At 60.3% G+C, this 21,464-nt stretch carries 24 protein-coding genes; 8 read left to right on the forward strand and 16 right to left on the reverse strand.

The features are described 5' to 3' along the window. Positions 1 to 88 precede the first annotated feature (88 nt). The 3 genes from DLM45_RS07890 to tesB form a co-directional block, all read right to left on the reverse strand. Complete coding sequence (locus tag DLM45_RS07890; RefSeq protein WP_181336608.1) at positions 89 to 1,414, reverse strand: ammonium transporter; 1,326 nt, start codon at positions 1,412 to 1,414, stop codon at positions 89 to 91. A gap of 46 nt (positions 1,415 to 1,460) precedes the next feature. Next, complete coding sequence (locus DLM45_RS07895) at positions 1,461 to 1,799, reverse strand: P-II family nitrogen regulator (protein ID WP_181336609.1); 339 nt, start codon at positions 1,797 to 1,799, stop codon at positions 1,461 to 1,463. Positions 1,800 to 2,021: 222 nt separating this feature from the next. Then, a complete protein-coding gene (tesB, locus tag DLM45_RS07900) occupies positions 2,022 to 2,921 on the reverse strand; it encodes an acyl-CoA thioesterase II (RefSeq protein WP_181336610.1) in 900 nt (299 codons plus the stop codon). 109 nt (positions 2,922 to 3,030) lie between these two features. On the opposite strand from tesB, the gene DLM45_RS07905 reads away from it, so the two are divergent. After that, positions 3,031 to 4,275 (forward strand): FAD-dependent monooxygenase, encoded by a 1,245-nt coding sequence (locus tag DLM45_RS07905; protein WP_181336611.1) that lies wholly within the window; start codon positions 3,031 to 3,033, stop codon positions 4,273 to 4,275. Between the two features lie 21 nt (positions 4,276 to 4,296). On the opposite strand, the gene rimM is transcribed toward DLM45_RS07905, so the two are convergent. From rimM to DLM45_RS16395, 5 genes are all read right to left on the reverse strand, one after another. Then, on the reverse strand, positions 4,297 to 4,866 hold the full coding sequence (rimM, locus tag DLM45_RS07910; RefSeq protein ID WP_181336612.1) for a ribosome maturation factor RimM: 570 nt from the start codon (positions 4,864 to 4,866) through the stop codon (positions 4,297 to 4,299). 435 nt (positions 4,867 to 5,301) lie between these two features. Further along, entirely contained in the window at positions 5,302 to 5,679 is a 378-nt protein-coding gene (gene rpsP / locus DLM45_RS07915; RefSeq protein ID WP_181336613.1) for a 30S ribosomal protein S16, read from the reverse strand. Between the two features lie 46 nt (positions 5,680 to 5,725). Further along, the gene (ffh, locus tag DLM45_RS07920; RefSeq protein WP_181336614.1) at positions 5,726 to 7,294 is read right to left on the reverse strand and encodes a signal recognition particle protein; all 1,569 of its coding nucleotides are present in this window, start codon (positions 7,292 to 7,294) and stop codon (positions 5,726 to 5,728) included. Positions 7,295 to 7,618: 324 nt separating this feature from the next. Next, positions 7,619 to 8,170, reverse strand: a complete 552-nt coding sequence (locus DLM45_RS07925) for an acyloxyacyl hydrolase (RefSeq protein ID WP_181336615.1) — start codon at positions 8,168 to 8,170, stop codon at positions 7,619 to 7,621. A gap of 122 nt (positions 8,171 to 8,292) precedes the next feature. Then, complete coding sequence (locus tag DLM45_RS16395) at positions 8,293 to 8,523, reverse strand: hypothetical protein (protein WP_210269815.1); 231 nt, start codon at positions 8,521 to 8,523, stop codon at positions 8,293 to 8,295. 186 nt (positions 8,524 to 8,709) lie between these two features. Between DLM45_RS16395 and dapF the strand changes: the two genes are divergently transcribed. The 6 genes from dapF (at position 8,710) to DLM45_RS07960 (ending at position 14,048) form a co-directional block, all read left to right on the forward strand. Then, positions 8,710 to 9,576, forward strand: coding sequence for a diaminopimelate epimerase (dapF, locus tag DLM45_RS07935; protein WP_181336617.1), 867 nt, complete (start codon positions 8,710 to 8,712; stop codon positions 9,574 to 9,576). Positions 9,577 to 9,652: 76 nt separating this feature from the next. After that, positions 9,653 to 10,915 carry a tRNA (N(6)-L-threonylcarbamoyladenosine(37)-C(2))-methylthiotransferase MtaB gene (gene mtaB, locus DLM45_RS07940; RefSeq protein ID WP_181336618.1) on the forward strand — a complete coding sequence of 421 codons (1,263 nt, stop codon included), beginning with the start codon at positions 9,653 to 9,655 and terminating at the stop codon, positions 10,913 to 10,915. Beyond that, positions 10,912 to 12,021, forward strand: a complete 1,110-nt coding sequence (gene ftsY / locus DLM45_RS07945; protein ID WP_181336619.1) for a signal recognition particle-docking protein FtsY — start codon at positions 10,912 to 10,914, stop codon at positions 12,019 to 12,021. The genes mtaB and ftsY overlap by 4 nt, the downstream gene beginning before the upstream one ends. A gap of 25 nt (positions 12,022 to 12,046) precedes the next feature. Then, positions 12,047 to 12,715 (forward strand): inner membrane-spanning protein YciB, encoded by a 669-nt coding sequence (locus DLM45_RS07950; RefSeq protein ID WP_181336620.1) that lies wholly within the window; start codon positions 12,047 to 12,049, stop codon positions 12,713 to 12,715. Between the two features lie 6 nt (positions 12,716 to 12,721). After that, on the forward strand, positions 12,722 to 13,336 hold the full coding sequence (locus DLM45_RS07955) for a septation protein A (protein ID WP_181336621.1): 615 nt from the start codon (positions 12,722 to 12,724) through the stop codon (positions 13,334 to 13,336). 235 nt (positions 13,337 to 13,571) lie between these two features. Then, a complete protein-coding gene (locus DLM45_RS07960) occupies positions 13,572 to 14,048 on the forward strand; it encodes a MarR family winged helix-turn-helix transcriptional regulator (RefSeq protein ID WP_181336622.1) in 477 nt (158 codons plus the stop codon). A gap of 83 nt (positions 14,049 to 14,131) precedes the next feature. On the opposite strand, the gene DLM45_RS07965 is transcribed toward DLM45_RS07960, so the two are convergent. Further along, positions 14,132 to 15,160, reverse strand: coding sequence for an aspartate-semialdehyde dehydrogenase (locus tag DLM45_RS07965; RefSeq protein ID WP_181338236.1), 1,029 nt, complete (start codon positions 15,158 to 15,160; stop codon positions 14,132 to 14,134). Between the two features lie 181 nt (positions 15,161 to 15,341). Between DLM45_RS07965 and DLM45_RS07970 the strand changes: the two genes are divergently transcribed. Beyond that, a complete protein-coding gene (locus tag DLM45_RS07970) occupies positions 15,342 to 15,791 on the forward strand; it encodes a hypothetical protein (RefSeq protein WP_246317227.1) in 450 nt (149 codons plus the stop codon). Positions 15,792 to 15,874: 83 nt separating this feature from the next. On the opposite strand, the gene leuB is transcribed toward DLM45_RS07970, so the two are convergent. The 7 genes from leuB to DLM45_RS08005 all read right to left on the reverse strand — a co-directional run bounded on the left by leuB (position 15,875) and on the right by DLM45_RS08005 (position 21,215). Beyond that, entirely contained in the window at positions 15,875 to 16,990 is a 1,116-nt protein-coding gene (leuB, locus tag DLM45_RS07975; RefSeq protein WP_181336623.1) for a 3-isopropylmalate dehydrogenase, read from the reverse strand. 162 nt (positions 16,991 to 17,152) lie between these two features. Further along, positions 17,153 to 17,749, reverse strand: coding sequence for a DUF4337 domain-containing protein (locus DLM45_RS07980; protein ID WP_181336624.1), 597 nt, complete (start codon positions 17,747 to 17,749; stop codon positions 17,153 to 17,155). Between the two features lie 27 nt (positions 17,750 to 17,776). Next, positions 17,777 to 18,451: a 2,3-bisphosphoglycerate-dependent phosphoglycerate mutase gene (locus DLM45_RS07985; protein ID WP_181336625.1), complete on the reverse strand. Its 675-nt coding sequence runs from the start codon at positions 18,449 to 18,451 to the stop codon at positions 17,777 to 17,779. A 42-nt stretch (positions 18,452 to 18,493) separates the two neighbouring features. Further along, positions 18,494 to 19,291 (reverse strand): 4-hydroxy-tetrahydrodipicolinate reductase, encoded by a 798-nt coding sequence (dapB, locus tag DLM45_RS07990; RefSeq protein WP_181336626.1) that lies wholly within the window; start codon positions 19,289 to 19,291, stop codon positions 18,494 to 18,496. 126 nt (positions 19,292 to 19,417) lie between these two features. Further along, positions 19,418 to 19,960, reverse strand: coding sequence for an inorganic diphosphatase (ppa, locus tag DLM45_RS07995; RefSeq protein ID WP_181336627.1), 543 nt, complete (start codon positions 19,958 to 19,960; stop codon positions 19,418 to 19,420). A gap of 125 nt (positions 19,961 to 20,085) precedes the next feature. Further along, positions 20,086 to 20,592, reverse strand: coding sequence for a GNAT family N-acetyltransferase (locus DLM45_RS08000; protein ID WP_181336628.1), 507 nt, complete (start codon positions 20,590 to 20,592; stop codon positions 20,086 to 20,088). 146 nt (positions 20,593 to 20,738) lie between these two features. Further along, positions 20,739 to 21,215, reverse strand: a complete 477-nt coding sequence (locus tag DLM45_RS08005) for a phasin family protein (RefSeq protein WP_181336629.1) — start codon at positions 21,213 to 21,215, stop codon at positions 20,739 to 20,741. Between the last annotated feature and the right edge of the window lie 249 nt (positions 21,216 to 21,464).

The raw sequence follows: 21,464 nt of genomic DNA on the forward strand, positions 1-21,464 counted from the left end.
TGAGCACGTGTTGTCGAGATGCGTGCTCGGGAGGGCGGGCAGCGCGGCCGCATCCGATTTGCGAATGCGACCGCGTTGGATTTGTGCGTTACGGAACGGTTTCGCCGTGGAGCCGAGCATCGAGACCTTCGATCTCGACGTCTTCCGGTACGCGCAAGCCCATGATGACCTTCAGCACCAGAAGGATCACGAACGTCGCGACCGCACACCAGATGATGGTGGCCAGAACGCCGTAGACCTGGATGCCAAACTGCGCCGCGTTGCCTTCCAGGACGCCGGCAGTGCCGCCGATTTCCTTGACGGCGAAGACGCCGGTGAGAAGTGCGCCGATGATGCCGCCGACGCCGTGGACGCCGAAGACGTCAAGGCTGTCGTCGTAACCCAGGGCCTTCTTGAGAGTCGTCGCTGCGAAATAGCAGCCGACGCCTGCTGCGAGGCCGATGAGCATCGCGCCCTTGGCATCGACAAAGCCAGCTGCAGGCGTGATGGCGACGAGGCCAGCAACCGCACCCGACGTGATGCCGAGGATCGTCGGCTTACGATGGATCAGCCATTCGGTGAACATCCAGCCGAGAGCTGCTGCCGCCGTCGCGACCTGGGTGGCGAGCGCGGCCATCGATGCAGAGGTTCCTGCGCTGACGGCAGAACCCGCGTTGAAGCCGAACCAACCGACCCACAGCAACGAGGCGCCGATCATCGTGAGCACGAGATTGTGCGGCATCATGTTTTCGTGGCCGTAGCCCTTGCGGCGTCCGACCATGATGCACGCCACGAGACCGGCGATACCGGCGTTGATGTGCACGACTGTGCCGCCTGCGAAGTCAAGGACGCCGTCCTTGCTCAGGAAGCCGCCGCCCCATACCCAGTGGCAAACAGGGAGGTAAACGATCACGAGCCAAAGGCACATGAAGACGAGCAATGTCGAAAACTTCATGCGGTCGACAACGGCACCGATGATGAGTGCCGGTGTGATGGCTGCGAACGTCATCTGGAAGAAGACGAACAGCGCTTCCGGGATCGTTCCCTGCAGGCTGTCCTTGGTGACGCCTGCCAGCATGGCCTTGCTCAGGCCGCCGATGTAGGCGTTCATCTCGCCGCCATCCGTGAAGGCGAGCGAATAACCAAAGAACGTCCAGATGATCGACATCAGACAGACGGTCGCGAAGACCATCAGCGAGGTGTTGAGGATGTTCTTTTTGCGGACCATGCCGCCGTAGAACAACGCCAGTCCTGGCAAGCTCATCATCAGCACGATGACGGATGATGTCAGCATCCATGCCGTGTCGCCGCTATCGAGCGTTGGAGCGGGTGCTGCTGCCGGAGCGGCTTCCTGAGCCAAAGCCGGACTGACCAACGCGATCGCGCCGAGGGCCCCTAGCACCCCTGCGCATCGCGCTATCTTTCTGAACTTCATATGGTGTTCTCCCTGATTGATGTCATGAAAGCTCGGTGGGGTGGGGTCAGAGTGCGTCGTCATCGACTTCTCCGGTGCGGATGCGCACGGTGTTCTCGATGGGCGACACGAAGATTTTTCCGTCGCCGATCTGACCGGTTTTCGCGGCACGCTGGATCGCAGCGAGCGCCTTGTTGACTTCGCCGGCCGTGACGACGACCTCGATCTTGAGTTTGGGCAGGAAGCTGACGGCGTATTCGGCGCCGCGGTAGATTTCCGTATGGCCCTTCTGGCGGCCGTAGCCTTTGACTTCGGTGACCGTCATCCCTTGGAGGCCGAGGTCCGTGAGAGCCGACCGCACCTCTTCCAGCTTGAACGGTTTGATAATCGCAGTGATGAGCTTCATGAGCGTCCCCTCTTTGGACCGGCCATTGCCGGGTGCCTGACGAACGGTTCCGCCGCGCGGTTGGGCGACGAAACGTTAAGAGGGAGTCAAATCGCGTGCCAACTGAGAGATATCTCAGCAAGCTATTGAAATATAATATAGAAAATAGATTCTTGGAATTTTGGGCGGGCGCGATGAGCGCGATTTATGCTTGAAAATTATGCAATGAAAATGGTGTGCATATTATTTCAGCATGAAGGCGGTCTCGCGGCGGCGCATCAAACCTTCCTGCGCGACGGACGCGATCAAGCGGCCCTCACGATCGAATACAGAGCCCCTGCAGAAGGCCCGGGCGCCATCGGCGCTGGGGCTGTCCTGGACGTACAGAAGCCAATCATCGGCCCGGAAACTGCGATGAAACCACATCGCGTGATCGAGGCTCGCCAGTTGGACGTCGCTGTCGAAAAGAAGCTTCCCGTGCGCAATCAGCGCGGTGTCGAGCAGCGTGAAATCCGACGCATAGGCCAGGACGGCCTGGTGCAGGTAGGGGCTGTCCGGCAGGGTTCCGTTTGCTTTCAGCCATAGGGACTGGGCGGCGGCCTGCGGGCGGCGGCTGATGTAGCGCGAGGGGTCGACGATGCGGACGTCGATCGGGTGCTCGCGGCGCCAATAGGCGCTCATGTTCTCTGGAAGATTGGCCATCATGCCCGTCATGAGATCCTTGGCGCTGGGCAAGGATTCCGGCGAGGGCACCTCCGGCATCGCCGATTGGTGTTGAAAGCCGTCTTCAGTCTTATGGAACGAGGCGCTCATCGAGAAGATGGCCTGCCCGTGCTGAATCGCGCGGACGCGGCGCGTCGTGAAGCTGCCGCCATCGCGGATGCGTTCGCTATCGTAGATGATCTCGCGCTTCGGATCGCCCGCGAGCAGGAAGTAGCCGTGCAACGAGTGGATGGTTCGCGTGGGGTCGACCGTTAACGCCGCGGCGACAAGGGATTGGCTTAGAACGAGCCCGCCGTATACCCGTTGCCAGCCTTCGTTCGACTTCGGGCCGCGAAAAAGGTTGTCTTCAAGCGGTTCGAGCGTCAGCGTTGCCAGCAGCGTATCGAGAGCCGAGCGGCCGGGAGCGGGCGTTGCGGTCATAATCGATGTTCCGGTTCGTTCGGGGTGGACTGCGGCAGGCGGAGACAGTGCGCGTCGGACCGCCTAAGCTGGCACCGATATCGTGAAATGCAAGTTGAGGTAATGCCACGTGCCAGGCGGCGCTGATACCACAAGATATGACGTTGCGATTGCCGGGGGCAGTTTCGCTGGCCTCGCGTTGGCGCGCGGGCTTTTGCAGGCGCTCGGACCGGATGTTCGGATCGCTATCGTGGATCGTTCCGCGGCGCCCGCTGCACCGATCAACGATGGCCGGGCGTTTGCCGTCTGGGCCGGTGCAAAGGCAACGCTCGATAGCCTTGGCGTGTGGAGCGCGATTGCAAATGTCGCGCAGCCGCTGACGTCCATCGAGATTTCGGATTCGGTTGTCTCGGACGGCATCAAGCAAACGCGCCTCACATACGACGCTAAAACGGAGAGCGGAGAGCCGGCGGCCTTTATGGTCCCGGCCTCGGTGTTGAGCGAAGCGCTGCGCGCAAGCATTGCCGATCGTCCGTCGATTACGTGGATCGCACCGGCGGAGGCCGAGACGCTGACGCTCGGTGAGCGCGGTGCGCGGATCGGTTTGCGTGATGGCCGCGTGATCGAGGCGGCGCTCTGTGTGGCGGCGGACGGAAAGACGTCGAAACTGCGCGACGCCGCGGGCATCAAGACCGTCGGGCATGGCTATGAGCAGACGGGCATCGTGGCCACCGTCGCATTCAGCGAGCCGCATGACGGCGTTGCGATTCAGCATTTTTTTCCGGGTGGACCGTTTGCCATTCTGCCGCTGCAGAACAATCGCGCGTGCATCACCTGGAGTGCAGCGCGGAGCGATGCGGAGCGTGTGCTCGCCCTCGACGACGCGGCTTTCCAGGCCGAACTCGATATGCGCATCGGCGGACGCTTTGGTGCGGTTTCGCTTGCCGGGCCGCGTCAGTCTTGGCCGCTCGATATTGTTCTTCCGCGTGCGCTCATCGCGCGCCGGTTTGTGCTGATGGGTGACGCGGCGCACGGTGTGCATCCCGTCGCCGGGCAGGGTGTGAACCTTGCGTTACGTGATGCGGCTGCTTTGATTGAAGTTTTGTCGGATGCGGCGCGTGTCGGTGGCGATTTCGGAGATGGCGTGCATCTCGAGCGTTATCAGCGGTGGCGCCGGTTTGACTCTCTGATGTCGGCGTCGATTTACGACGGAATCAATCGGGTATTCGGCGTCGACGATATGATGCTGCGTGCTGGGCGTGGGGCTGCGCTGGGACTTGTTGACCGGCTTGGAGCGGTCAAGAAAACGATCCTGGCCGAAGCTGCCGGACTAACGGGTGAGTTACCGAAGCTGGCGCGCGGATTGCCGGTGTAGCAACGGCGCGAGGCACGACTTTCAATTTTCGTCGTCACTCGAAGCGTCGACTTCGCCTTCGTCGTTTTCATCATTGCCTGTCGTGGTGGGTATGATGATGACGGCGGTGCGCTGTTCGAGATCGATCGTGGGCACCCACTGAGTTTCGAAGGGGATGAACTCTGACGGCGCGCCGCTGGCTGGCTTCAGTTCCAGAAGATCGCCGCCGCCGAAGTTCTGCATCGATACGATTTCGCCGAGCGCGGACCCATCCGGATTAAGCGCTTTGAGGCCGATGAGATCGGCATGATAAAATTCCGACGCGCTGGCTTCCGGCAATTGGCTGCGCTCGACATAGAGCTTCGTGCCGCGCAGGCCCTCCGCGGCCGTGCGGTCCTTGATGCCCTCGACGCGTGCGACGATGCCTTTGTCCGTCACGCGATGGACGGTGAGCGAAAGTTTCTTATTCCCCATTCCATCCAAAAGCGGACCGTATGTCGCAATTGCGTCTAAAGGGTCGGTATAGCTGCGAACCATTAGATCGCCGCGAATTCCATGCACGCCCGTTATTTCGCCGAGAAGTATGAGTTTGGCCTTTTGTTCATTTGCCATTTTATCGTGCTTCCCGTGTATTTTGTTTGGGTTCGGAAAGATCGATTTCACCAGAAATCGGAATTCTCGTGACCGAGGCGGGCGTTCCCACACTTTGAGGCGATCTCCAGCGGGGCTGCTCACATACGGCACTGAGGCTGCTGCCGCGCTTCAGTTTGCCGCTATATATACGACCGCTGTAATCGGCTCCGAACAACTGCCCGCCGCGACATGCGATAATAACGTATCGCTTTGGCCTATTCGATGTGGGGCTTTTTCGAATTGCTATTTCATATAGCCCGTAAATGTCCTGGGTCCGAGTCAATTCCGTATCCTTTTTGGATAGTATCCTTTTGAATCGATATCTCCAAGTCTCGGGCCAATTGGGTCGTTAAATGCAAAAAACCCCTCGGAAGTTATCCGAGAGGTTACATTTGCAATTGTAATAAAATTCGATCAGGTGGCGTCGGCCGGTGCTGCGGCGGCCTCTGCTGCTGCCTTTGCCTTTTCTTCGGCAGCGGCGGCGCGTTCCTGAGCCTTCTTCTTCGGCTTTGCTTTGTTCGGATTGTTGGACGGCGTGCGCTTTGCGAGGCCTTGCGCGTCGAGCAGACGCAGCACGCGATCGGTCGGCTGCGCGCCAACGCTGATCCAATGCTTCACGCGGTCTTCGAGAAACTTCGCGCGGTTGGGATCGTCCTTCTTGAGCATCGGATCGAACGTGCCGATCTGCTCGATGTAGCGTCCGTCACGCGGGCTCGTGGCGTGTGCAACGACGACGTAATAGTAAGGGCGCTTCTTGGCGCCGCCGCGCGAAAGACGAATTTTTACGGCCATTCTCGTTTCTCCTGATGATCAGTTTGTTCTGTGTATGCGTATGCGTTTATTTCTTCTTCCCAGGCAGCCCTGGGAATTTCGGTAGTGAGCCGCCGAGGCCCGGTAATCCTTTGGGAAGTCCGCCGCCAAGACCGGCAAGGCCGCGTCCGATGGACGGCAGTGAGCCGCCCAGTCCTTTAGCCACCTGATCCTTGAGTTCTGGCGGCAATTGCTCCAGCGCCTTGGGATCCATCTTGGCGAGTTCGGCCTGCATCGACTGCATGTCGGCTTCCGAAGGACCAGCGCCGGTGCGGCCGAGAAACTTGTTCAGCATGCCGCCGTTCTTGCCCATCGTCTTCATCATGTCCGCCATCTGACGGTGCATCTTCAGAAGCTTGTTGATGTCCTCGACTTTGGTTCCGGATCCGGCCGCGATGCGCCGCTTCCTTTTGGCGTCGAGAACTTTCGGGCTGCGGCGCTCCTGCGGCGTCATCGAAGAGATGATGGCGCGTTGGTGCACGAGGCTCTTGTCGAGGCCCGCTTCGTTGATCTTGCCTTTGATTTTCGAGACGCCCGGCATCATGCCGAGGATGCCGCCCATGCCGCCGAGCTTCTGCATCTGCTTGAGCTGCTCGGAAAGATCTTCGAGGTCGAACGACCCCTTCTTCATTTTTTCGGCGATCTTCGTCGCTTTTTCGACGTCGATCGTTTGTGCGGCTTTCTCGACGAGGCTGACGACGTCGCCCATGCCGAGGATGCGCGAAGCAATGCGGCCTGGGTGGAAGTCTTCGAGTGCGTCCCAGCGTTCGCCGGTACCGATCAGCTTGATCGGCTTGCCGGTGACGGCGCGCATCGAAAGCGCGGCGCCGCCGCGTCCGTCACCGTCGGCGCGGGTCAGCACGATGCCGGTGACACCGATGCGGCCATCGAATGCTTTCGCGGTGTTGACCGCGTCTTGGCCGGTTAGCGAGTCTGCGACGAGCAGTACTTCGTGCGGATGGGTTGCGGCTTTGACGTCGCGAACCTCATCCATCAACTCGTCGTCGACCGTTACGCGGCCTGCGGTGTCGTAGATGATAACGTCGAAGCCGCCGAGCTTTGCAGCGTCTTCAGCGCGCCGCGCGATCTGCAGCGGCGTTTGCCCGGCGATGATCGGAAGCGTTGCGACGTTGGTCTGCTCGCCGAGAACGCGAAGCTGCTCCTGCGCAGCCGGGCGGCGTGTGTCGAGCGACGCCATAAGAACTTTTTTGCGGTCGCGGTTCGTCAGGCGGTAAGCGATTTTCGCCGTGGTCGTGGTTTTACCGGAGCCTTGCAGGCCGACCATCAGGATGCCGAGGGGCGGAGTGGCGCGCAGGTCGATCGGGTCCGCTTCGGAGCCCAGAACCGCAACGAGTTCGTCGTTGACGATCTTGACGACCATCTGGCCTGGCGTGACCGAGCGCAGGACTTCCGAGCCGATAGCCTTGGCTTTGACCTTCTCGGTGAAGTCTTTGACGACGTCGAGCGCCACGTCGGCTTCCAGCAGCGCGCGGCGAACTTCGCGCATTGCTTCCGCGACGTCGCTTTCTGTGAGCGCGCCGCGGCGCGTCAGCTTATCGAGAACACCAGAAAGTCGGTCTGAGAGGCTTTGAAACATATTATCCGCTTATGCCGAGATCACTTGGCTGCCCGCTTGGGGCGGCATTTTTTCGAGGTGATGTCGTCACTCTGCTCCTTCAAGACCGCGCAAAACACGAACGCACCCGGGGGCGCCACGCGCTGCCGGATGTTAACCCCCCTGCCTCCCGGACCAGTTCTGGCCATGTGCAGGGCGGCGGCTCTGGGTTCAGGGCCGTCGGAATGGCGTGGATATGCGGGAAGGAGGGCGGAAAGTCAATTGCGCGCCCGGTCGCCGGTTTTCCCCCGCCCAAGGCTGCCCAAGAGGGTTAACAGCGGTTAACGGGGCCCGGTCGACACGTGCCTAGAAGCGGTATCCGTAGCGGACACCAATGCGGTCCAGGCCCTCGTTGTATTTCTGGGTGTAGGCGTTCGAGGTGTGCTCGAAATAGACCGAGAGATCGTTGTGCTCATCAAGGTGATAGCCAACTTCGGCGGGGATATGGAAGAGCACGCGTGAGCCCAGCCATTTGCTGTCTGGATCGGCATTGACGCCGCCGGTCTCGCCGTCATGCACGGCCGCGCCGAGGCCTATGCCGAAAAACAGGCCGGATGGGCAGTCGCCCTGCCACCGGGCGTCGATGTAGGCATGACTGGTGTCGCCGCGGGTGTTGATCGTGCCGCCGATGACGGGGCGGATCGCACCCCAGGGAAGCGCCCAGGCGGCCGCGAACTGCGCTTCGATATTGATGTCGACCGTGTCGTGTTCGACTTGGAAGCCGCTCCAAAGATCGGGAACATCGTGCGCAAGTGCGCCGAGTTTTACGGCGTACAGCAAATCACCCGCTTCGGCAGGGACTGCGATGAGGCAAACTAGAACCGCGATCCCGATGACAAGCCGAGCGAGCGCGATCATTGGCGGCCGTTTCCCCTAATAGACGCGCAGGAAGATGTGCGCCCATTTTTAGCGGGTCACAAGCGGCGCCAATCGAAATCTCGGCCGCGTGGGGTGCACGCCACAGCCAGAGATTGTCGTGTTCAGGAGGCGTGTTTGAGACGTTCGTGCGCGAGGCGATCGGCTTCGTATTTCAATGCCCGGCTCCATGCGCGGGCCAGCCGGAATACGCGGCGTTCGTAGCGGCGTTCTTCGCGCGTGAGGCAGATGCAGCCGTAGCAGTAGCACGGCCGGGCGCGGGCATAGGCAACGCGGAAAAGCAGTGACCGGGGGCGGTCGCGCAGGGGAGATTGACGGGCGGGAGGTAGGGCCATGCGGCTGCTCGCGATTGCGGTCTCAAAAAAGGCGTTGGGCTCAAGGAAGGCGTGGGGATGATCGGCTAACGGCGGGTTGCTGACGATTGTTCCGATTTACGGTGGCGCAGCCATGGGATTACAAGAAATTCGCTCTGGGGCCGCAGCGAATTGTCAATTGCAACGCTTCTCGCCATATATGGCGACATGAGCCCGACCCCGCCCCTTCCCTTTCTGAAAATGAACGGCCTCGGAAACGAGATTGTCGTCGTGGATCTGCGTGGCAGCTCGAAGATTTTTGCGCCGGGCGAAGCGGCGGCGATCGCCGCGGATCGCGGGTCGCGGTTCGACCAGCTCATGGTGCTGCACGATCCAAAGCTCTCCGGCACCGAGGCGTTCGTTCGCATCTACAATGCGGATGGATCGGAGGCTGGTGCGTGCGGAAATGGCATGCGCTGTGTCGCCTGGATGCTGGAGCGCGCGGGCAGCGGCAAGACGTTCGCGGTTGAGACGCGGGCAGGGCGGCTTTCTGCAGTCGTCGCTGACGAAACCGCGATCACGGTCGACATGGGGAAGCCGCGGTTCGATTGGCAGGATATTCCGCTCGCAGAAGAGTTTCGCGATACGCGCTCGATTGAGCTGCAGGTTGGTCCGATTGATGATCCCGTGCTGCATTCGCCGTCTGTCGTGAATGTCGGCAATCCGCATGCGATTTTTTGGGTCGATGACGTCGAGGCCTACGATCTTGAGCGCTTCGGACCGCTGCTGGAAAATCATCCGATCTTTCCGGAGCGAGCGAACATATCGCTTGCGCAAGTGTTGTCGCGCGATGCGTTGCGGGTCAGGACATGGGAACGCGGAGCGGGCCTCACCAAGGCCTGTGGATCGGCGGCTTGTGCAAGTGCGGTGACGGCGGCGCGCAAGCGGCTGACCGATCGCAAGGTAAATGTGATGCTGCCGGGTGGATCGCTTACTATCGAGTGGCGGCCCGACGATCATATTCTCATGACCGGACCGGTCGAATTCGAGTACGAAGGCGCTATCGATCTTTCGAAGTTGGCCGCAGCGGTTTAATCGCGGCATCAGCGCATGCTCACGCGTTCGGCTTCATCTCGCATAGGTACTACATTGCACACGCGAAATTCACGTCATGCGTGATCCAGAAGTCATAACGCTCGGTTGCCGGCTCAATGCGTATGAGTCGGAGGTGATGGGCCGACACGCGCGCGAAGCGGGGCTCGACGATGCGATCATCGTCAACACTTGCGCCGTTACCGCCGAAGCGGTGCGTCAGGCCGCGCAAACAATCCGGCGGCTGCGGCGCGATAAGCCGAACGCGCGGATCATCGTGACGGGATGCGCGGCGCAGACGGAAGCGCAGCGGTTCGCGGCTATGCCGGAGGTCGATCATGTGATCGGCAACGCGGAGAAGATGCGGGCGGAAACATTCGCGGGGCTTTCAACGGAAACGAGCGCGCGGGTGCAAGTCAACGACATCATGCGCGTGCGTGAGCAGGCTCTGCACATGATCGACGGATTTGGATCGCAGACGCGGGCCTACGTCGAAATTCAGAACGGTTGCGATCACCGTTGCACGTTTTGCATCATCCCATTCGGCCGCGGCCCGTCGCGCTCCGTACCGGCTGGCGCCGTCGTCGATCAGGTGCGGCGGCTGGTCCAGAACGGTTACGCAGAGATTGTATTGACCGGCGTCGATGTTACATCCTACGGGCGAGAGCTTCCCGGCGAGATGACGCTCGGAACGCTCGTGCGCCAGGTTCTGAAGCATGTGCCGGAGCTTGCGCGCCTGCGGCTATCGTCCATCGATCAGGTGGAAGTTGATGCCGATCTGATGCGCGCGCTTGCCGAGGAAGACCGGTTTATGCCGCATCTGCATTTGTCGCTTCAGGCAGGCGACGACATGACACTCAAGCGTATGAAACGCCGCCATAGCCGCGCCGAAGCGATTGCGTTCTGCCGAGACGCTCGAGCGCTTCGACCAGACGTCGTGTTTGGCGCGGATCTGATTGCAGGGTTTCCGACGGAAACGGATGAGATGTTTGAAAATTCGCGACGTATCGTCGATGAGTGCGGTTTGACCTACCTTCACGTTTTCCCCTATTCAGCGCGCGAGGGAACGCCCGCGGCGCGCATGCCGCGTGTTCCTGGTCCGGTAATCAAAGAGCGTGCGATGCGGCTTCGTGCTGAAGGTGAGCGGGTGCTCGGGGATTATTTCTCTGGGCAAATTGGCCAGGTCGCCGACATTCTGATGGAAAAAGGCGGCAAAGGACGCACGCCGCAATTTGCGGAAGTTGAAATGCCAGGTCTCAACGCGTACCGCGTTGGCGCCGTAGTTCGAGCGCGCATCACCGGCAAAACGGCGACGCGCTTGATGGGTGAGGCCGTGCAGTGACGGAACCGCGTGAAAAGAAGGGATTGTTCGGGCGGCTTCTTGGCGTCGGACGTTCGACGGCTCCCGATCCGGCGCAAGAGACGCCGGAAGTTGCCGCGGATACACCCGCAGAGACGGTGACGCCGACTGAGCCGGTGAAAGCCGTTGTTGTCGCTCCGGCGGCTACCGTCCCCGCTGCTCCTGCAGCGGCGTCTGGCGGATGGTTTCAACGGCTGAAATCTGGCCTCGGCCGGACGTCGTCGAAGCTGACGACCGGCATCACGGATCTGTTTTCCAAGAAGAAGCTCGACGCGGAGACGATCGACGATCTCGAAGATCTGCTGATCCAGTCGGATCTTGGCATCGCGACGGCGTCGCGCATCACGGCGGCCATCGGCAAGGGCCGTTTTGAAAAGGGGATCCCGCCCGAAGAGGTTCGCGGGATTCTGGCGCGCGAAGTTGAGCGCGTGCTGCAGCCGGTGGCGAAGCCCTTATCGATTTCATCAGAGCGCAAGCCGCACGTCGTGATGATGGTGGGCGTGAACGGTACCGGCAAGACGACGACGATCGGCAAACTTGCGCAGAAACTTCGGGCCGAGGGTAAGTCTGTGGTCCTGGCGGCGGGCGATACCTTTCGCGCTGCAGCGATCGACCAGCTCAAGGTTTGGGGCGAGCGCACGGGGTGTCCAGTTGTCGCGCGCGAGGTTGGCGGTGACGCCGCGGGGCTCGCGTATGACGCGCTGAAATCCGCGCAAGCCTCTGGCGCCGATGTGCTTTTGCTCGATACCGCAGGTCGGCTCCAGAACAAACAAGCACTTATGGAAGAACTTGAAAAAGTCATCCGCGTTCTAAAAAAGCTCGATTCAACTGCTCCGCATGACGTCGTTCTCGTGCTTGATGCGACCACCGGGCAAAATGCGCTGCAGCAGGTCGAGGTGTTCCGCGATCGCGCGGGTGTCACCGGGTTGGTTATGACGAAGCTCGACGGCACCGCGCGCGGCGGAATTCTGGTCGCTATTGCGGAGAAGTTTGCTTTGCCAGTGCATGCCATTGGTATTGGGGAGGGCGTGGACGACCTGCAGCCATTCGCGGCGGGTGAGTTCGCGCAGGCTATTGCCGGCACCTGAGATGACGAGGGGAACTGAGGCTCGAATGACGCAAGACGCCAACATGGGGACGACCACGAACAGGCCCGCGCGCAAGCGCTGGTTTCCCTTCAATGCTGAGCAGACGATCAACCTGCTGAGCGAGTTCGGCCCGCTCGTGACGATGTTCGTCATAAATGCCTTCTACGGCATCAACGCGGGCACGTGGGCGCTGATTGTCACGACCGTGATGGCGATCGCGGTGATGTTTTATATGTTCCGCCGCCCGCCGATCTTTCCGCTCATCGCATCGACCGTGACGGTGGTGTTTGGCGCGCTCACGATCGCGACGCAGGATCCGATGTGGATCCAAATCAAGGTGACGATCTTCAACGCGCTGTTCGGTGCGTTCCTGGTTTCGGGCCTTTGGCTGAAGAAGAACTTTTTCAAGTATGTCTTCGAGAAGACGTTCCACTACACCGACGAAGGTTGGAATAAGTTCACCTGGAGCTTTGCGATCTTCTTTTTCCTGACAGCCATCGCGAATGAGTATGTGCGCCGCGTCTATCACGACGATCAGTTCTACAACCTGTTCGGACATGAAATGAATGGCGTGAACGTCTGGATTTTGTTCAAGGTTGCGATCGTGCTGCCGGTGACGGGACTCTATGCCTGGGTCATGACGCGGCACCTTCAGAAATATCGGATTCCCGATCCGTCCCAAGAGCGAGGCTGAGCGGCTATGAGCGAGCAAGACAAACCGTCCGGCGCCGAGGCCGAGGAGAACAGCGGGCCGCAGTTCGATCGCAAGCAACTCCTCAAGATGGCGATCGAGTTTGGGCCGCTGGTGGTGTTCTTCTTCGCGAACAGTCAGTACGGCATCTTCGCCGGAACCGCGGCGTTTATGGTGGCGACCGTGGTGTCGCTGATTGCGTCGTGGTCGCTGCTCGGCAAGATCGCAACGATGCCGCTGGTCACCGGCGTGTTTGTCATGGTGTTCGGCGCGCTGACGCTATGGCTGCAGGACGATCACTTCATCAAGGTGAAGCCGACGATCGTGAACGGCTTGTTTGCTGCCATTCTGTTTGGCGGGCTCTTGGCCAACCGGCTGTTTCTCAAAATCGTATTTGGCGACGTTATGCGTTTGGAAGAGGAAGGCTGGCGCATTCTTACCGTGCGCTGGGCGCTGTTCTTCGTGTTTCTCGCCGGGCTGAATGAAGTGGTTTGGCGGACGTGCACCACCGATACGTGGGTCGCCTTCAAGGTGTTCGCGATTATGCCGATCACCTTTGTTTTTGCGCTAGCACAAGTTGGGATACTGAAAAAATATGAGCTTTCAACCTCAGGAAGCAGATAATTGTAAGTGTATTTTACGTATTTAACTTGGCGTTTATCAGTATGCGTCGGGTTCCCTTGCGCATTAGATTTTTTTTCTTGTAGAATAGAAATTCGACTAGACGAGATGCTGCTCATCGTGTTTTTGAGCTGAAGGAAAACTTCTCAAAAGAAGCGTTTCACTTTGCGAAACCTGCGGGACGGGCGGGTGCTCGCAGGGATTCTGGGCGCGTGAGCGAAACGTGTGGGGCACATGAATGGGACGAGATTCTCCGAACAACCGTCTGGAGCGTTCGCCGCTGCATTTGTTGCATCGGGCAGGACAATGCGCGGCGGAGCTTTTTCAGCTGGAGACTGCAGGCGAGACGCTGACACCTCGGCAGTATGCGTTGCTGGTGGTTGTCGCCAATAACGAGGGCTTGAGCCAGACGCAGCTTGTCGAGTTGACCGGTATCGATCGTTCGACGCTCGCCGACGTGGTGCGGCGGATGATGAAGAAGGGTTTGCTACAGCGGCGACGGACGCGGGACGATGCGCGAGCTTACGCTGTGAAGCTGACGGAGCTCGGCGTTAAGACGCTGAAGAGCCATGATCCGCTGGCGCGTCGTGTCGACGAGCGCCTGCTTTCGACGCTGTCCGCTTCGGATCGCGATCGTTTCGTCAAAAACCTGAACGCGATTGTTCAGGCGACGGGTCGGACGAAGACGAAAGTTGACGGGAAGGCAAAGTATTGAGGCTGGTGTCACCACCAGCCTCGCAGCATATTTAGCGATGCTTTCATACGGCGCCGATCTGACGATCCGGCGCCGTAAACGTATCAAGCGGCCTGACGCACAAGACGCTGGTTGATGAGCGTTTCGGCGATCTGCACCGCGTTGAGGGCGGCGCCCTTCAAGAGGTTGTCCGATACGATCCACATCGAGAGGCCGTTCTCGACCGTTGCGTCTTCGCGGATGCGGGACACGAACGTCGAGAATTCGCCAGCCGACTCGACCGGCGTGACGTAGCCGCCGGGTTCACGCTTATCGACAACCATGATGCCAGGCGCCGAGCGCAGAATCTCGCGGGCCTCATCCGATGAAATCGGCTTTTCGAATTCGATGTTGACCGCTTCCGAATGGCCGACGAACACCGGCACGCGCACGCACGTGGCCGTGAGCTTGATCTTGGGATCGAGAATCTTCTTCGTCTCGACCAGCATCTTCCATTCCTCTTTCGTGTAGCCGTCTTCCATGAAGACGTCGATGTGAGGAATGCAGTTGAAGGCGATCTGCTTCGGAAACTTCTTCGGTTCGACTTCCTGGCCGGGCACATACTTGCCCTTGGTCTGCTGCCAGAGTTCGTCCATTGCGTCCTTGCCCGCACCTGACACCGACTGATAGGTCGAGACGGTGACGCGCTTGATCGTTGCAGCATCGTGCAACGGCTTCAGCGTGACGACGAGCTGCGCGGTGGAGCAGTTCGGATTGGCAATGATGTTCTTCTTCGTGAAGCCAGCCAGCGCGTCGGCGTTGACCTCAGGCACGACCAACGGCACGTCCTGGTCGTAGCGCCAGCACGACGAGTTATCGATGACGATCGTGCCCTGCGCACCAATGCGCGGCGACCATTCCTTCGAGACGGTCGAACCGGCCGACATGAGGCAGAAGTCGACGCCCTTGAAGTCGAACGTCTCAAGGTCGCGGCATTTGAGAACCTTATCGCCGTAGGAGACTTCCGTTCCGATGGAACGGCGCGAGGCGAGGGGATAGAGTTCGCTAACCGGGAAATTACGTTCCGCGAGCACGTTCAGCATTTCGCGGCCGACGTTACCGGTAGCGCCGACGATGGCGACCTTGTAGCCCATAAGTGCATGTCCTTGAATTGCCGGGGTGCGCGGACGTCCGATCCGCGCGACGCATAGTTCCGGTTCGATCACATACGCGGCCCGGGTTCGAGATTCAAGGTCAGCGCGGGTGTCGCCAGCGTCACGCGTCACATTCTATTCACCATTTGGCGCTCCAATCACAGTGATCGCGAGGGATGCCATGCTGCCGAGACTAGCTGCCGTTTTTCTTGCGTTGGCGCTTGTTGGCGCTGGGTTGAGCCAGCGGGCGCAGGCGGTGCAGACCGTTTGGCTGACCGACAGCGAGATAACCGAGCATTTCGCCGATACGACGATCGATGGCCGCTATGCCAGCGGACGGGCGTTTACGGAGCGCTATGATCGCGATGGGCGGCTGACATACATCGAGCGCGGGGTGACGATGACGGGCCATTGGTCCGCCACCGAAGGCACGCTGTGCACGATCTACCAGTCTGACGCGTCCGGCGGCTGTTACCGGGTGGCGCGTGTCGATACCAACTGCTTCGAGTTCTATTTCGTATCCCGCACCGAGGAAGCGGCGCCGGGTCCGCCGGGTGGCAAACCACGCTGGACGGCGCGGGGAGCCATCCAAGGCCGCCCAAGCGCGTGCCGGGACGAACCGTCGGTTTGATGGTCGAGTTTTCGGTTGCGCCTTCCGACCTTCCGACCTTCTTAGAGAGAGCCAGCCGGAAGGCGCGAACGCGGATTGTGGGCTTAGGCCGCGAGTGCCTTGAGCTCGGTTTCGATCGCTTGGCCCATGCCGCTCGTGCCGACTTTGGTCATGCCGTCCTGCATGATGTCGCTCGTGCGAAGCCCCTTATCGAGCACGCGCGCGATGGCCTGATCCACGAGATCGGCTTCGGCACCCATATCGAAGGAGTAGCGCAGGGCCATGCCGAAGGAGGCAATGGTGGCTATCGGATTGGCGAGGCCCTTGCCTGCGATGTCGGGAGCGGAGCCGTGCACCGGCTCGTAAAGTGCTTTGCGGCGGCCCGTTTCGGGATCAACTGAACCGAGAGAAGCGGACGGCAGCATGCCGAGCGAGCCCGTCATCATCGCGGCTTCATCGGACAGCACGTCGCCGAAGAGATTGTCGGTGACGATGACGTCGAACTGCTTCGGATTGCGAATGAGCTGCATGGCGCAGTTATCAGCCAAGATGTGCTCAAGCTGCACGTCCGGCGCGTAAGCCGCGTGTACGGCCGTCACGACTTCCTTCCAGAGGACGCCGGTGCGCATGACGTTGTGCTTCTCAGCGGAGTGCACCTTGCCGCCGCGCTTGCGGGCGAGGTCGAAGGCGACCTTGGCGATGCGCTCGATTTCATGCGTGCTGTAGATCTGCGTATCGACGGCGCGTTTTTCACCGTTTTCGAGCGTGACGATTTCCTTCGGCTCTCCGAAGTAAACGCCGCCGGTCAGTTCGCGCACGATCATCAGGTCGAGGCCTTCGACGAGTTCGCGCTTCAGGCTCGATGCGTCCGCGAGGGCCGGATAGCAGATTGCCGGGCGCAAGTTGGCGAAGAGACCGAGATCCTTGCGCAGGCGCAGAAGACCCGCTTCCGGGCGATGCTGATAGGGAACGCCGGCCCACTTCGGTCCACCGACCGAGCCGAAAATGACGGCCCCGGCACGCTCGGCCTTGGCCATCGCTGCGTCAGTGATCGCCACGCCGTGCGCGTCATAGGCGGCACCACCGACCAGATCGCGATCGATTTCAAAGCGCGCTGTGTTGCTGCGGGCGTTGAAGAACGCGATCACGCGTTCGACTTCGGCGATGGTCTCGACGCCAATGCCGTCACCTGGAAGGAGAAGAAGCGCGTGTGTGGTCATGGAGGAAAGCCTCTGGCAGGGCTGCGGAGGAATGGAGTGGTCCGAGTGCTAGCCCTCCGACCCGCGCCGAGCAAGCGGCTCAGGGAAAAAAGAACACTTTGGCGCATGTCACGGTGAAGGCGGCGTGATGTGCGGGATGTGGCACAGCGGGGTGCGCCGTGCCTAGCCCGCGAACGGCAAGGGGAAGGCCAGCGTGAAGCCGCCGACCGTCGAGAGGATTCCCAACCCACCGAGAAGGAAGCTGCCAAATAGCAGGAAGTTTCCGCCCGAGATGATCGCCACGGATGCCAACACGATTGCGATCTGCAACAGCGCTTGTCCGTAATCGAAATACGGTCCGCGTTTGATCGCTTCATCGCGCTCGCCCTCGAGCGCCTTGCCCTTATTGAAGAGTTCGTCGAGGCCCTCGCCGCTTACGGGATCGGACGTGAGCTTCTTGTCCTGCTCTTTGTAGTCGCTGATTTTTGCTTCGATGAGTTTGCGGACGTCTTCGGGCATTCCCGGCGTCGCTTTCAAGCGGATGTCGAGTTCGTCAACGTGCAGCCGGAGAGCCTGGCGGCGCGCATTCTTGGCTTGAAAAAAGGCCCAGACGTTCGAAGCGGCGATGTTCTGGCGATTGGAGTCTTGATCGGCGTTGCTGGCGCCTAAGCTGCAAATCGCGAGGATGACGGCGAGAATGCCGATATAGACGCCGACGAGCCGGTCGCGCGTTCTCATGTTCTCGCGGTCTGAGTCGAGCCCCAATTCCTCCAAAGCCATCTCGCGTTTCCCCCTCTCAGACAGCTTTTAAATGATGCGATCTTCCGGTGGCGCCGCGAGTGATCGCGCGGGCAGCAGATCCTTGCGGTCGATGGCGCGGCCGTCGGCGCCGAGGCGATAGAGAATGGGGGCCCCAGTCGCGAGTTCGCGCTGCAGGATTTCGTCGCCTGACAAGCCCTCGAGGATCATGAGGAGTGCGCGCAGCGAATTGCCGTGCGCGGTGATGATGACGTTCTTGCCCTGCGTAATCTGCGGCCAGATCGCCTTGTCGTAATAAGGCTGCACGCGCGCGAGCGTATCTTTCAGACTTTCGCCGCCGGGCGGGGGAATGTCGTACGAGCGGCGCCAGAGCTGCACCTGCGGTTCGCCCCACTTCTTGCGCGCTTCGTCTTTGTTCAAGCCGGACAGTTCGCCGTAGTCGCGTTCGTTGAGCGCCTCGTTTCGAATGATGGGAAGATCCGTCTGATGAAGTTCGGACAGGATGATGTCGAGTGTGCGCTGGGCGCGCTTGAGCGAACTCGTAAAGCCGATATCGAATTTGACGCGATGGTCGCGGATCATGCGGCCTGCGACGCGTGCTTCGATGACACCCTTCTCGGTGAGATCTGGATTGCGCCAACCGGTGAAAAGGTTGAGGCGATTCCATTCGCTTTCGCCATGGCGAACAAGAACGAGGATATTGTCTGTGAGCGCGTCTGTCATATCGCAGTCAGTTATTACCTCAGCGTTGTGTTTCTACGTCGATCAGATCCCGAGAACGTCAGCCATGCTGTAGAGACCGGGCGGCCGGTCCTTCGTCCAGACGGCGGCTTTCACGGCACCGCGGGCGAATATTCCGCGGTCGGTGGCGCGGTGCGTGAGTTCGATCCGTTCGCCCGGCCCGGCGAAATAAACGGTGTGCTCGCCGACGACATTGCCGCCGCGCAAGGTGGCGAACCCGATGTCTCCGGGTTTGCGTGCGCCCGTATGCCCGTCACGGACGCGGACGGAATGGTCTTCAAGGCCGATGTTGCGTCCGGCAGCCGCCGCGTCTCCGAGCATAAGCGCCGTTCCGGAGGGCGCGTCGACCTTCATCCGGTGATGCATTTCTACTATTTCGATGTCGTATTCGTTCCCGAGCACGGCCGCGACGCGCTTCGTCAGCGCGGCAAGCAGATTGACACCGAGGCTCATGTTTCCGGCTTTGACGATCGCTGTCTGCTTCGCAGCGTCTGCGATTGCGCGCTCGCCTGCCGCATCGAAACCTGTGGTTCCCAAAATATGCGCGGTGCGCGATTGCGCGGCGAGGCGCGCGAATTCAACGCTGGCTTTCGGAACCGTGAAATCGACGATGGCGTCGGCGGCGGCGATGACAGCGGCCGCGTCGCTCGTGACGGTTACGCCGAGACGTTCGGTGCCGGCGAGCTCGCCCGCATCCTTGCCAAGCTCCGGAGAGCCAGCGCTTTCGGTTGCGCCACTAACGGTACAGCCGGGCTCAGCTGCGATCGCCAAGATCAGTTCGCGACCCATACGGCCGGCCGCGCCCATGACGGCAATCTTCATTGCTGCTCCATTCGTGTCGTGAACCGGCAACCCCGGCGAGCCGATATAGCAATGCTACCGGGTGAGAGGAAGGCTGGCGGCGCTGAAATTGTCTGTTCAGAGTGTTTCAGCGCTCGCGCGACCGCTTTAAACCGGGGATTTCTGCCCCGAGACGCGGCCCATCGCCTCGACGATCAGCGACTTGGCTTCGTCGACATGGCCCCAGTGCTTGATCTTCACCCACTTGCCGGGTTCGAGGTCTTTGTAGTGGGCGAAAAAGTGCTCGATCTGTTCCAGCGAAATCGGCGGCAGATCGGTGAAGGTTTTGATCGAGTCGTAGCGCTTCGTGAGGGCTCTTGACGGTACGGCAATAATTTTCTCGTCGCCGCCGCCGTCATCTTCCATCACCAGGACGCCGACAGGCCGGCAATTGATGACCGCGCCCGGGACGATTGCGCGCGTATTGCAGACGAGAACGTCGATCGGGTCGCCGTCGCGGGAGAGGGTGTGGGGTACGAAGCCGTAGTTCCCGGGATAGCGCATTGGCGTGTAGAGGAAGCGGTCGACGACGAGCGCGCCGGATGCTTTGTCCATCTCATATTTAATCGGCTCGCCACCGACGGGTACTTCGACAACGACATTGATGTCTTCGGGGGGCGTGATGCCGACTTTGATCGCGTCGAGACGCATGGCTGGCCTTCTTCATGTTTCTGGTGGTGTGCTTGAGCGATGGAATGCAGCGAAACGCCATCCCGTACAACCGAGCTTAAGTCGCACCCTGGAGGGGGCGCTGCCGTGTCACAAGGGCGTCGTTCTTACCACTCGTAGGAAATGCGTGTGGTGATGACTTTTCCGGTGCGTATGCACGAGCTGCGGCCGGGGCGGCCGCCGCATCGAAGGTAAAAATTGCGCGCGCCTTCGTTCTCGGTCAGAGCCCAGACGACGAGGCGTTCGAACCCAAGGTCGTCCAGGGTGGCGCGGCAGGTCTCGAACAAATGCTCTCCGAGGCCAAAGCCTTGGTAAACGGGAGCAAGATACAGCTCATAGATTTCCCCGGTATCGCGCCGCCCGCCGCGGGCGCGGCCGCAGGACGCGTAACCGACGACGAACTCGCCATGCTGCAGCACGATGAGGTTGCGTTCGGTCGAGATCGTGCGCCGCCACCAGGCGGGATCGCGCCGCAGGATCTCATGCTCGATATGCTGGGAGGGGAGGATGCCAGTGTAGGCAAGGCGCCAGGATTCGGAAAAAATGCGGGCGAGTGCCGAAGCGTCGCTCGGGAGTGCATGTCGGACTGAAACATCGAGACGTTGGTTCAACATGGGCGCAGTCTAGCGCCAACTTGAGCTTTGTGCATCTCTCGTATCGAGGGATCGGCAATAAAAAACGCGAGGCAATATTAGCCTCGCGTCGAGTAACGTCGTGGAGTGCCCCGTTACGAAGCCCCCGCAGAGCGGGAGCGTCGAAATCAGCCGGCGTTCTTGAACTGGTCGAAGGACTTCGTCGTCGCGGCGCCAACCGTTTCGAGAGCCTGCTTCGTAACCTTGCTCGACAGTTCGAAGAGTTCCTTCGACTGCGAACCGGCGACTGCAAACTGCTGCTGCCAGTAGTTGGCCTGGAGACGGGCGATTTCCGGGAACGTGCGTGCACGAGCAATTGCCTGAGCAGCTTCGAAAGCGGCTTCGGTGTTTGCGAACGTGTTGGCGACGATCTTCTCGCTGATCGACTTAGCGCCAGCCTGCGTCGTCAGGAGGACTTCCTCAGCGACCTTGGCGTTGTCTTTCGCGAGCGAAGCGAACTTGTGGTACGCGTCGCGCGACTTAGCGATCGCGTCTTCTGCGAAAGCCGAAATGTTTTCCGGAACCTTGGCGTCTTTGCCAGCGGTAAACATCTCTTGAGCCTGACGGGTAAAGTCTTGGACTTGACGGGTGAAGACGTCGTTCATGGGGGACACTCCTAATCTCTGAAAAGCGGCTTGTGTCTTGAATGCTGCGGGTGGACGCCCTGCGGCGAAACCATGCCCGTGATATAGCTCAGTCCGTTGTGCAGCGCAATATGTTTTTTGCGGTGCCTTCCAAAAAGCGGTCTGCGGAAGCCGATTTTTAAGACATTATGTCTCGACTATAGTCCTATATTAACTCTTCTGGGCAGGTTTGTCCCTACCCCACGCTTCGCATTTGCGAAACGGAGTCTG

It is taken from the genome of Hyphomicrobium methylovorum, assembly GCF_013626205.1.
Lineage (GTDB): Bacteria > Pseudomonadota > Alphaproteobacteria > Rhizobiales > Hyphomicrobiaceae > Hyphomicrobium_B > Hyphomicrobium_B methylovorum.